At 62.1% G+C, this 11510-nt stretch carries 8 protein-coding genes; 6 read left to right on the top strand and 2 right to left on the bottom strand.

All coding sequences use genetic code 11. The features are described 5' to 3' along the window. Positions 1 to 113: 113 nt before the first annotated feature. A complete protein-coding gene (locus KG088_RS04005; protein WP_213824206.1) occupies positions 114 to 1853 on the top strand; it encodes an isocitrate/isopropylmalate family dehydrogenase in 1740 nt (579 codons plus the stop codon). A gap of 84 nt (positions 1854 to 1937) precedes the next feature. Here the strand turns inward: KG088_RS04005 and KG088_RS04010 are convergent, their stop codons facing one another. Further along, positions 1938 to 2447, bottom strand: coding sequence for a hypothetical protein (locus tag KG088_RS04010; protein WP_213824207.1), 510 nt, complete (start codon positions 2445 to 2447; stop codon positions 1938 to 1940). Positions 2448 to 2690: 243 nt separating this feature from the next. Between KG088_RS04010 and nosP the strand changes: the two genes are divergently transcribed. The 3 genes from nosP (at position 2691) to KG088_RS04025 (ending at position 6747) form a co-directional block, all read left to right on the top strand. Next, positions 2691 to 3878: a nitric oxide-sensing protein NosP gene (gene nosP, locus KG088_RS04015; protein ID WP_213824208.1), complete on the top strand. Its 1188-nt coding sequence runs from the start codon at positions 2691 to 2693 to the stop codon at positions 3876 to 3878. Positions 3879 to 3928: 50 nt separating this feature from the next. Continuing rightward, a complete protein-coding gene (locus KG088_RS04020; RefSeq protein ID WP_319941378.1) occupies positions 3929 to 5272 on the top strand; it encodes a DUF3422 domain-containing protein in 1344 nt (447 codons plus the stop codon). 68 nt (positions 5273 to 5340) lie between these two features. Continuing rightward, positions 5341 to 6747 carry an ATP-binding response regulator gene (locus KG088_RS04025; RefSeq protein WP_213824209.1) on the top strand — a complete coding sequence of 469 codons (1407 nt, stop codon included), beginning with the start codon at positions 5341 to 5343 and terminating at the stop codon, positions 6745 to 6747. A 15-nt stretch (positions 6748 to 6762) separates the two neighbouring features. On the opposite strand, the gene KG088_RS04030 is transcribed toward KG088_RS04025, so the two are convergent. After that, positions 6763 to 7443, bottom strand: coding sequence for a response regulator (locus KG088_RS04030; RefSeq protein ID WP_213824210.1), 681 nt, complete (start codon positions 7441 to 7443; stop codon positions 6763 to 6765). Between the two features lie 139 nt (positions 7444 to 7582). Here KG088_RS04030 and exaC point away from each other — a divergent pair, with 139 nt between their 5' ends. Next, positions 7583 to 9103: an acetaldehyde dehydrogenase ExaC gene (gene exaC / locus KG088_RS04035; RefSeq protein WP_213824211.1), complete on the top strand. Its 1521-nt coding sequence runs from the start codon at positions 7583 to 7585 to the stop codon at positions 9101 to 9103. Between the two features lie 738 nt (positions 9104 to 9841). Next, the gene (gene glgA, locus KG088_RS04040; protein ID WP_213824212.1) at positions 9842 to 11455 is read left to right on the top strand and encodes a glycogen synthase GlgA; all 1614 of its coding nucleotides are present in this window, start codon (positions 9842 to 9844) and stop codon (positions 11453 to 11455) included. Positions 11456 to 11510: the final 55 nt, after the last annotated feature.

Genomic DNA, 11510 nt, shown 5'->3' on the forward strand with positions numbered 1-11510 from the left:
CTGTTCGTTACGGTACCGATAGCGCGAATTGCACCCCCGCGTAGGCGTCTTTCGGTCAGAAACGTTGCGTTGCCCGACACCCTGGGCCACCTCGCTACAAGGAAATGGAGTTTATGAACAGCAAGATTAAAGTGGAATCACCACTCGTTATCCTGCATGGCGACGAGATGGCTCAGGTGGCTTTCGAGAGAATCCTCGACACCTTCGTGACCTCTCGGCTGGACGTGGAGCTGGTGGAGATCGACCTGACCGCTGAGAACCGCCTGGTCACTAACGGCCAGGCGGTGATCGATGCCGTCGAGGCGCTCAAGCAGTATGGTGTGGGCGTAAAGAATGCCGGCATGACAGTCAATCGCGCCCAACTGAGCGAAATGCTGGCCGCCCATCCCGAACTCGACGGCACCAGGCTACATCCGCTGGCTACCAAGTCGCCCAACGGCGCCATACGCAAGGGAATCGGCGGCAACATCACCCGCGAGGACATCCAGTTTCGCAACCTGCAGTTCAACAAACCGGGGTGGATCGGCCGCGACATAGAGGTCGACACCATGGCGACCGGCGGCAGCAAGGACAGCTACAACGAGCTCTCCCGCGCCACCGGCATCGTCAAGCTGATGTTCGTCGGCGCCAGCGGTGACCCGGTGGAACTGCATCGCCGCGAGGTCAAGAAGGGCGACCCCTGGCTGCTGGCCACCAACGACATCGACGAGATCAAGGCCTGGGCGCACCGCTTCTTCCAGCGCGCCATCGACGAGAAGCGCGACATCTACCTGGGTCTCAAGGACACCGTGATCGCCGGCTACGATGGCGTGATGCGCGCCGCCATCGAGGGCATTTACGAGAGCGACTATCGCGCGCAGGTCGAGGCGCTGGGGCTCGCCTACCACTATGAGCTGATCGACGCCCAGGCCGCGCGCATCGTCGCCAATCCGCCGGAGCGGGCGCTGTGGGGCGTGCCTGACAACACTACTGGCCGCAAGCTCTACAAGCTAGTTGAGCAGCTCAAGGTGCACGGCATTCCCACTCGAAAGGCGCACGTCTCGCTGTCGCGGATGAGTGCCGGCGGCGGCGACCAGTACGGCAGCTACAACGCCCCCGCCGCAGAGGCCGGCATCCTCAAGGTGATCGTCGACGGCGACGAGATGCATGCGCGCCACGTCAAGCAAGGCGACCCCATTCTGCTGATGTCCAACGACCACGAGGCCATCAAGGATTGGGTCGGCCAGGTGTTTCGGGATGCCTCACGCAAGGAAAAGGAGGTCTACTTCGGTCTCAAGCGTGAGTACATGGACTACGATGAGGTGTTCAGCACCGTGATCACCGACGTGCGCCGCGAGCTGGCCCAGGCCGACACTCCGCCGCCGTCGTTCATGATCATGCGGCCCTCCAGCCAGCTCATCAAGATGATCACCGACCCACCGCGCAATGCCCTCTACCCGGCGCAAAACCTCGACGGTGACATCTTCTCGGACATCTCCGCCGCGCTCGGCGGTAGCCTTGCCACTGCCAGCTCGATCATCGAGAGCAAGAGTGGCACCATGCTCTTCGAGGCGCCCCACGGCACCGCCCACGACCTCTACCTGAAGTACCTGGAAAGCGACGGCAAGGAGTCGCACTTCAACTCTTCGGCGCTGATCTTCGCCGTAGCGAATGCCCTGGAAACACTCGGCGAGCGCGAGAACAATGCGCCCCTGGTCGATTACTCGCGGCGACTCAAGATGGCGCTGATCGACACTGTCGGCGACGGCGTCATCACCGGCGACCTCAAGGGCAAGACCACCGACCCAAGCGCCGAGACGGTGGTCGACATGCTGGGCTTTCTTAAGGCCGTGGAGACACGCCTCTCGACATGAAATGGAGGGTGGTAGTGTCCCTGGGATACCGGCCGTCACTGGCAAGGGGAAGTCGGTAGGCGGTTGCTTCTGGCGGACCATTTACTAGACCATGGTGTTGTATGCCTTGTCCTGAGCCTGTTCCAGCAAATCGCATTCGTTACGCTTCTGTTCGATGAAGTGGCCGACCAGTGTTTCGACTTCTGCCGTGCGGCTGGACTGAGCCACCAGTTCGCTTATTTGACGCGAGTGGTGGGCGGCGGCCAGGGCATAAGCCAGCGTGTGACAGGCCATGGCTTCATCGGTGATGAAACGGTACAGCGGCTGAGCCTGGGAAAGTCGAAACCGCAATTGCGGCCAAGTCGGGCGCCCTCCGGGCAGACAATCTCTCAGATGAAGGCGCTCGGCGAGTGTTTCCAGTGCGATGAGACGTTGCTCGCATTCAACGCCAAGTGCTGCCATCAGGCGACTGATAGATGGCCGAATGGGCAGGAAACTGAGTGCCAGGCCGCGATAGCGCTGCATCTCGTAGCGCTCGAGATCATGAGCGAATATCAGCTGTTCTTTCGCAGGATAATCTCTAGCAGCAGTGATGGTAGTTATCGGTAATGGCACGAGTGACTCTCCTTTGTTACACGGGCCGATTTGCTCTGCTCATACAAAATAGCCATACACTAGCCTTGTCGCGTTGATGCAGATTAATCTTTCGCCGTGGGCTGTTAATTGTATTCAAAAGTACTAGGTCATCTCATTTCTGACTGACGGGGCATCCCAGCATCCCAGCATCCCGTTTGCGACGTTGTGACTATGCTGGCAAGCGGTCTACACTCCTCGGGCTCTCATGACAGGTTGACCGCCATGCTCGATTCGCTTGCTGCCGTGAGGGGTTGTCCTTCGCGAGCCATTGAAGGAGCATCGCTGTGCACCGCGGTTAGTCGGCAGCGCGACCCCTGGGCGGCTGCCGATGAGCTCGCCGCAGCGCTGCATCACGAAACGCTCGGCTTCGTGCTGTTCTTCTGCAGCGCAGAATATCCATTACCGGCGCTGTCGGCGGCGCTCAATGCTGCGTTTCCTGAGGTGCCGGTGGCAGGCTGCACCACCGCCGGCGAGATCACCCCGCAAGGCTACGGGCGCGGTTGCATTGTTGCCATCGGCCTGGATCGTCGCGACTTCGCCGTGAGCTGTGCGTTGGTCGAGGATCTCGAAGGGTTCGACCTGCTCCGCGCTCAGCATCTGGTCGACGGCCTGCTCGCCGAATGCCGCGACAGGGCGGTGGCGCCACTGGCCGAGCACAGCTTCGCGCTGACCTTGCTCGATGGCCTGTCCAGTAGCGAAGAGCAGGTGCTCGCGACGCTCGACGCGGCCCTGGGACGCATTCCCAGCTTTGGCGGTTCCGCCGGGGATGACAATCGTCTGGCGCATACCCATGTGCATGCCGAGGGTCGCTTCCATGGCCAGGCAGCGGTGGTAGTGATGATCAACACACTGCTGCCCTTCGAAGTCTTCACCACCCACCACCTGCGTCCCCGCGCCGAGAAGCTGGTTGTGACGCGTGCCGACCGGGCGCGTCGTCGTGTGCTGGAGCTCAACGCGTTGCCCGCCGCCGAGGAGTATGCCCGGCTGGTGGGGGTGCCATTGGCGGCACTGGACGCAACGGCGTTCGCTCGCCACCCCTTGGCGGTACGCCTGGGCGAGGCGCACTACGTGCGCTCCATCCAGGGCGTCAATGACGACGGCAGCTTGAGTTTCTATTGCGCGGTGGAAAATGGCATCGTGCTGACGGCGATGCAGCCGGCACCGCTGCTCGAGGACCTCGAGGCAGTCTTCACCGGGCTCACCGAACGGCTCGGTGAGCCGACCCTGATCATCGGCTGCGACTGCTTTTTGCGTCGGCTGGAACTCGAAGTGCTGGGACAGGTGGATACGGCCTCCCGATTGCTGGCTCACTCACGGGTGATTGGCTTCAATACTTACGGGGAGCAGCATCATGGCATGCACATCAACCAGACCTTCACCGGGGTCGCCATTGGCTCTCGTCCGCGCTAGCTCAACATCACCTAGCGCATCCTCACGGTGGTCACCGCTGCAAGGACTTCGTGCACACTCCCGAGATCGCCAACCGCCAAAGCCGCACGTTGATGCGTCGCACTTGGCTTGGGCGCGGCCACCCTCTAGTCTCGGGGGATTCCCCCTTTTCTGGCCCCGACATGCACCCACAGCGCGCCCGACTGCACAATGAGCTTCACGCCCGGCCCTCGATCTACTTCGAGGAGCCGGCACACCTCCACCACTATGCCTTCCTCGACGGTGACGACATCGCCACGGACATCCTCGGCCGGATCGCCGAGGTGGCCGGCAGGAGCCTCGATACCGAGGCAGCTCAGGAGATCCTCGAGCTCGGCGACCAGACCCTGAAGTGGGAACGCCACACCGAGTTCTTCACCCTGACCCTGCTGGTGCCGAGGCCCGCCCAGGGCGAGCCCTGGCCCTCGCCCCCACCGCTGCTGGCGGAGATCGCCGCCGAACACGGCCGGGCGCTGATCAATGCCACCCTGATCCTGGTGGAGGCCGATGCTGCCTGGGGCGGCGATGCCGAGACCTACGGCTTTCGCGACCCGGCCGGGTCCAGCTTGGGCGATGGCGACGCCACCGTGTGGAGTGACTTCCGGCTCACGGCGGCAGGCGTCAACCGTCTGCTGCTGATCAATCGTGGCCTTAACGCCTTTCGCCTGGGACGCATGACCCGGCGGCTGCTGGAGATCGAGACCTACCGCATGATGGCCTCGCTGTCCCTGCCGGTGGCCAAGCAGATGAGCCTCGAATTGCGTGACTACGAGCTCGAGCTTGGCGAGCTCTCGGAACGCAATACCGAAGACGAGGAGGAAGGCTCTCGGCCGCTGCTGGCGGCCATCTCCGCGCTCTCGGCGCGGCTCGAACGCTCCGGAGCCCGCTCACGCCAGCGTTTCAGCGCCACCGAGGCCTATGCGCGGATCGTCTTCAACCGCATTGACGAGCTACGCGAGGAGCGCCTCGGGGATCGTCCGCGGTGGGGGACCTTCATCCTGCGCCGCTTCCGGCCGACGGTGCACTACTGCGCCGCGATCAACCAGCGCCAGGAGAGCCTGGCGGAGAGTGTGGCGCGGCTCAACGACCTGCTGCGGACCCGCGCCCAGGTGGAGATCGAGGCGCAGAATTCCGAGATCCTGCAGAGCCTCAACGAGCGCACCAGTAGCCAGCTGAAGATCCAGAAGGCCGTCGAGGGGCTGTCGATCATCGTCATCAGCTACTATCTCTTCAGCCTGTTCAAGCTGGGGCTGCAGAGCCTCGACGCCCTGGGCGTGACGATCGAGCCGGTCGTCGCCGCCACCGTGCTGGGGCCGCTGGGGCTGGGGATCATCGGACTGCTGGCCTGGCGGATTCAGCGCGTCAAGAATCACTGACGACAGGGCCTCCCGGCTGCTGGCCCGCTCGCGGGTGATCGGCTTCACTATCGATGGGGAGCAGCATCATGGCAGGCACGTCAACCAGACCCTCACTGGGGTCGCCAGTGGATCTCGCCCGTGCTGGCGAGCCGCCCACTGAGGCGTCGCCGGCCGAGCTGTTGGATGAGAATGCCAGGCTGCGGCGCATCTGCGCCGCGCTCATGGAACGTGTGGAATCGGCGGGCATGGCCGGCAGCGCCCCCTACAGTGCCTTCGAGCACACGGTGCTGCTCGCCGAGCAGGTCCGCGAGCGCACCGAGACCCTGCAACAGACCCTGGCCGAGCTGCATGCCGCCAAGGGTGAGGCCGAGGCGGCCAACGTCTCCAAGACCCGCTTTCTGGCCGCCGTCAGCCACGATCTGCTGCAACCGCTCAATGCGGCGCGACTGTTCACCAGCGCCCTGGAGGAACACGCGCTGCCCGAGCCCTCGCACCGCCTGGTGGGCCATATCGGCCGCTCGCTCAAGGACGTGGAGTCGCTACTTGGCACCCTGGTGGATATCTCGCGCCTGGATGCCGGGGTACTGGCGCCGGACGTGGCGCCCTTTCGCGCCGGGCAGATGCTTGATGTGCTGGCCGAGGAGTACCGCCAGATGGCCGCCGCCAAGGGGCTCACGCTGCATTACGTGCCGAGCGGCGCGGTGATCGAGTCGGACCTGGCGTTGCTGGCGAGGGTCATACGTAACTTTCTGACCAATGCCATCCGCTATACCGAGCGCGGTCGGATACTGCTGGGCTGTCGGCGGCGCCCCGAGGGGCTTGAGGTCGTAGTCGGCGATACCGGACCGGGCATACCCGAGGCCCAGCACGAGGCGATCTTTCAGGAATTCCAGCGCCTGGGCGGATCACGCGATGTCCAGGACCGTGGTCTGGGCCTGGGGCTTGCTATCGTCGATCGCATCGCTGGCATGCTCGGCCATCCGCTGCGGCTGGACTCGCGCCGCGGCCAAGGGGCCAGCTTCTCGGTGCTGGTGCCTTACGGCCAGCTGTCCTCGGCATCTGCGGGGTCGGCGCTGACAGCGGCGCCCTCCGGCAGTGGCGACCAGCTTGCGGGGACGCGGGTGTGGGTGATCGACAACGATGCGGGCATCTGCGAGGGCATGGCGGCGCTGCTCTCGAGCTGGGGGTGCCGAGTCAGGACGGCGACGTCCCTGGCACGCCTGGAGGCCTCGGCCGGGACGCAGGTCGCCGAGGTGCTGCTGGTCGACTATCACCTTGGCGAGGCCGATGGCGATGGCCTCGCGGTCGCTGCACGATTGCGCGAGCGTCATCCCGGACTTGCGGTGGTGGTGATTACCGCCAACCATGATGCGGCGATCAAGGCGCGCAGCCGTGCGCTGGGCTATGGCTGCCTGCTCAAACCCGTGAAACCACTGCGGCTGCGGATGCAGCTTCTGTCGCTGGTGACGACGCAGGGGCAAGGGCGAGGGTGAAAGTAAATGGAAGCGTCAGGCGTCCAGGCGGTCTTGGCGGTGTTGCGCCAGGCGAGTCGCCAGGTCGGCCTGGTCGGCGACGAGAATCGCCTGCACGCGGCTGGCTACGCCGAGCTTGCGCAGTATCGCCGAGACATGGGTCTTCACCGTGGTTTCGGCGATATCGAGCTCGCGGGCGATGAGCTTATTGGAGGCCCCGCGGCTCAGACGCGCCAGCACCTCCAGTTGCTTGGCGGTCAGGGTCGCCAGGTGCGGCGAGAGGTCGGCGGGCGGTGGGGTGGGGCGTGTGGCCGGCGGGCGTCGCATGATATCCGGCGGCAGGTAGATACGGCCTTCGAGAATGCCGGCAAGTGCCGCGAGCAGGGCCTCGCGCGGCGTCGATTTGGGGATGTAACCCACGGCACCCAGGTCGATGGCCTCGAGGATGGTATGGCGCTCCTGTTTCGCCGAAACGATGACCACCGGCAGCCAGGGTAGCGCTTCGCGCAGCGCCTGAAGCCCCGAAAGCCCTTCGGCGTCGGGCAGGCCCAGGTCCAGCAACAGCAGGTCGAGCGCCTCGAAGGCCTCAGCCTGGCGCAGCACCTCGGCCAGGCTGTCCGCCTGCAGCAATCGGCTGCCGGGCAGGCCGGCATCGATGACCGCGGCGATGGCGTCGCGGAACAGCGGATGATCATCGGCGATCATCAGAGTGTGCATGGGCAGTCCCTCATGGAATCTTCTTGAGCCTCCTACCGAAGGAGGAGGCCCTCTCCTGCCACAGGAGTATGTCGCAGAAGGCGCCGCTGACCAACACTGAGGGGGTATTGCGACAACCATAACACTCAGGAGTCACGCCATGATCTATGCCAACCCCGGTCAACCCGGTTCCGTCGTGTCCTATCAGAAGCGCTACGGCAACTATATCGGCGGCGAGTTCGTCGACCCGGTCAAGGGCCAGTATTTCGACAATATCAGCCCGGTTAACGGCGAGGTGTTCTGCGAGATTCCTCGCTCCACCTTCGAGGACATCGAGCTGGCACTGGATGCCGCCCACCAGGCCGCCCCGGCCTGGGGCCGGGCCTCGACCACCGAGCGCTCTAACATTCTTTTGAAGATCGCCGATCGCATCGAGCAGAACATCGAGATGCTTGCCGTGGCCGAGACCTGGGACAACGGCAAGGCCGTGCGCGAGACGATCAACGCCGACCTGCCACTGGCGGTGGATCATTTCCGCTATTTCGCCGGCTGTATCCGCGCCCAGGAGGACACCTCCGGCGCCATCGACAACAATACCGTGGCCTACCACTTTCATGAGCCGTTGGGGGTGGTCGGGCAGATCATTCCCTGGAACTTCCCGATACTGATGGCCGTCTGGAAGCTCGCCCCGGCGCTGGCAGCCGGCAACTGCGTGGTGCTCAAGCCCGCCGAGCAGACCCCGGCCTCGATCCTGGAACTCATGAAACTGGTCGGCGACCTGCTGCCGCCGGGCGTGGTCAATATCGTCAACGGCTATGGTGCCGAGGCCGGCCAGGCGCTGGCGACCAGCAAGCGCATCGCCAAGATCGCCTTCACCGGCTCGACTCCGGTGGGCGGGCATGTACTCAAGTGCGCGGCGGAGAACATCATCCCCTCCACCGTGGAGCTGGGCGGTAAGTCGCCGAACATCTATTTCGCCGACATCATGAACGCCGAGCCGGAGTTTATCGACAAGGCCGCGGAAGGGCTGGTGCTGGCGTTCTTCAACCAGGGCGAGGTCTGCACCTGCCCGTCGCGGGCGCTGATCCAGGAGAGCATGTACGAGGCGTTCATGGCCAAGGTCATGGAGCGCACCCTGTCGATCAAGCGTGGCAATCCATTGGATACCGACGTCCACGTCGGCGCTCAGGCCTCTCAGGAGCAGTTCGACAAGATTATGTCCTACATGGAGATTGCCCGAGAGGAGGGCGCCGAGTTCCTGACCGGTGGCAACAAGGAAACCATGGACGATTCACTCGACCGTGGCTTCTATATCCAGCCGACGCTGCTCAAGGGTCACAACAAGATGCGCGTCTTCCAGGAGGAGATCTTCGGCCCGGTGGTCGCGGTGACCACCTTCAAGGATCAGGAAGAGGCGCTGGCGATCGCCAACGATACCGAGTTCGGCCTCGGCGCCGGCCTGTGGACGCGCGACATGAACGTGGCCTTCCGCATGGGGCGTGGCATCCAGGCCGGGCGCGTCTGGACCAACTGCTATCATCAGTACCCCGCTCACGCCGCCTTCGGTGGCTACAAGAAATCCGGTATCGGCCGCGAGAACCACAAGATGGCCCTCGAGCATTACCAGCAGACCAAGAACCTGTTGGTCAGCTATGACATCAACCCGATGGGCTTCTTCTGATACCACGCATCACACCTTTCGAGTGATACCCCCTCCGAGGCGGCCGAAAGGCCGCCTATTTCGCGATCATCGTTGCTATCTTGCTATCTTGCTATCTTGCTATCGCTGGAGGTAATTGCGCTTGTTTTGATAAAAATAATTCTAATAAATAGTTTGTTGATCGAGTGAAGCGAAATAGCAAAATCCAGATAAGCTGCTACTCTTTGTAGGGAGGCGAGACAAACGGGTAAATAATTACTAGGCAAATGCTTGGCTGATAAGTGTTACATATTATTTATACAAGGTTTAAATTGATGAATAAAGTTCCTTGATAATTGCCAGTGCTTGACATCGGTTTAACTGAATAAAGCTATTGCTTTTGATTGATGTCAGTGTTCTTGATCAATTTTATTGCCGATGAATAGGAATCCTGAACGACTAATGGAGAAGGTCTCGAAGGATGAAGAATTAACATGAATGAATAGAAGAGCATGTTTAGGAACGACAGGTAGCTTTCAACACCCGCTGAATTTTCTTTACTCTTCATAATTAATAACTCCGACACACGCCAAAACTTCTATACCCAGTCGTAAATTGGGATGGGGGGGGTACAGGTGCCGGTGTCCATTTCTCGTATGGAAGAGCGCGAAAACGGGTCGCATACCCACTTGCTTAACAAAGGTTATTGAATACCGTTAGCTAAAGTCGCTAGATAGTCTCAACTCTGTCACACCAAGGAATGGAGCAACGAGCGAGAGAATGCATAAGAGCATTTACAGGGCCGGCAAAGGCGTGACTCGACCACGGAGTGAGCTCTTTGACCTGTTGCCCGAACAGGCGAGAGTCGTTCGACAGCACCTGCCAACGAAGGGCATCGGCAACGACAATGAATCATCCATGCGAATTCTCTTCGTGACCTCTGAGATCGCCGATTTCGTCAAGGTCGGGGGGCTTGGTGATGTGTCGTCCGCCTTGCCTCGTGCGCTTGCCGCGCACCACGATATCCGCGTGCTGGTGCCCGCTTATCGCGAGATGCTCGCCTCCGGCCACGAAATCAAGCTCGTTGGCACCCTGCCTGCCTTTGCCGGCCTGCCTGCCTGCGAGGTGGGCGAAATCACCTGTCACGATGGCCTTATCATCTACGTGCTCCTATGCCCCGAGTTGTACGAGCGCGAAGGCAACCCCTATTGCGACGAGATGGGCATCGGCTGGGATGACAACGATATCCGCTTCGGTCGGCTGGCCTTGGCTGCCGCCGAGATTGCTTCGGGCAATGCCGGGATCGGCTGGCGACCGCAGCTGCTGCATCTCAACGACTGGCCGACGGCGCTGGCGGCGGGCTACCTGCACTGGCGCGGTGAGCCGACGCCCAGCGTATTCACCATTCACAACCTGGCCTACCAGGGCGTCTACGACCCGTCGCGTCGCCAGGCATTGGGGATCCCCGATGACGCTTTCACCATCGAAGGCCTGGAGTTCTACGGCAATCTTTCTTTTCTGAAGGCCGGGATCGTCTATTCGTCACGCATCACGACCGTCAGCGCTACCTACGCGCGTGAAATCACCACCCCCGAGTTCGGCTGTGGTCTCGAGGGTCTGCTTGCCAGCAAGGCGGAACAGGGCCGTCTGCTGGGGATTCCCAACGGCATCGATGATTCCTGGGACCCGCGGACCGATACCCACCTGGCGCAGGCGTTCGCCATGAACGACTGGCGAGGCAAGCGTGCCAATGCCGACCATGTGCGCAAGATGTTTGGTCTGGCCGTCAACAACGGCCCCTTGTTTGCCGTGGTCTCACGCCTGGTGCATCAGAAGGGGCTGGACATGACCATCGGCGTGGCGGAATCGATTGTCCGCGCGGGTGGCCAGATCGTCTTCATCGGCCGTGGCGAGCTTCCCGTTGAGAACGCCCTGTGCAATCTGGCGGCGCGCTTCCCCGGTTCCATTGGTGTCAACATCGGTTTCGATGAAGGCGAGGCCCGTTGCATGTATGCCGGTAGCGACTTCCTGCTGATGCCCTCGCGCTTTGAACCCTGTGGCCTCAGCCAGATGTATGCCCAGCGTTTCGGCTCGCTGCCGATCGCCCATCGCACCGGGGGGCTTGCCGACACCATCGAGGATGGCGTAACGGGTTTTCTGTTCGACGAAATGAGTCTTTCCAGCTATATGCAGGCTATACAGCGAGCCTTCACCGTCTTCCAGGCGACGGATCTATTCTATGCCATGCGCCGGGCCGCCATGGCCGGCCGCTATCACTGGCGTCAGTCGATCGAGCCCTACACCCAGCTATACCGACGGGTACTGGATGAAGAGGCCCGTGGAGAAATCGGTAAGGAGATCAGCGAGAAGGCCGTCATGGCAACGTCAGGATGACGATGCGCTTGTTGGCAAAGAAAGGGAAGGCGTGCCGGTCGGCAGTGGGTCGGCG

The sequence above is a fragment of the Halomonas jincaotanensis genome (assembly GCF_018448785.1).
In the GTDB taxonomy this organism is placed as follows: domain Bacteria; phylum Pseudomonadota; class Gammaproteobacteria; order Pseudomonadales; family Halomonadaceae; genus Halomonas; species Halomonas jincaotanensis.

Coding starts and splice junctions, on each gene's coding strand:
- KG088_RS04030 (WP_213824210.1), bottom strand. CDS start 7,443: ATGCACACTCTGATGATCGCCGATGATCATCCGCTGTTCCGCGACGCC.
- KG088_RS04005 (WP_213824206.1), top strand. CDS start 114: ATGAACAGCAAGATTAAAGTGGAATCACCACTCGTTATCCTGCATGGC.
- glgA (WP_213824212.1), top strand. CDS start 9,842: ATGCATAAGAGCATTTACAGGGCCGGCAAAGGCGTGACTCGACCACGG.
- KG088_RS04025 (WP_213824209.1), top strand. CDS start 5,341: ATGGCAGGCACGTCAACCAGACCCTCACTGGGGTCGCCAGTGGATCTC.
- exaC (WP_213824211.1), top strand. CDS start 7,583: ATGATCTATGCCAACCCCGGTCAACCCGGTTCCGTCGTGTCCTATCAG.
- nosP (WP_213824208.1), top strand. CDS start 2,691: ATGCTCGATTCGCTTGCTGCCGTGAGGGGTTGTCCTTCGCGAGCCATT.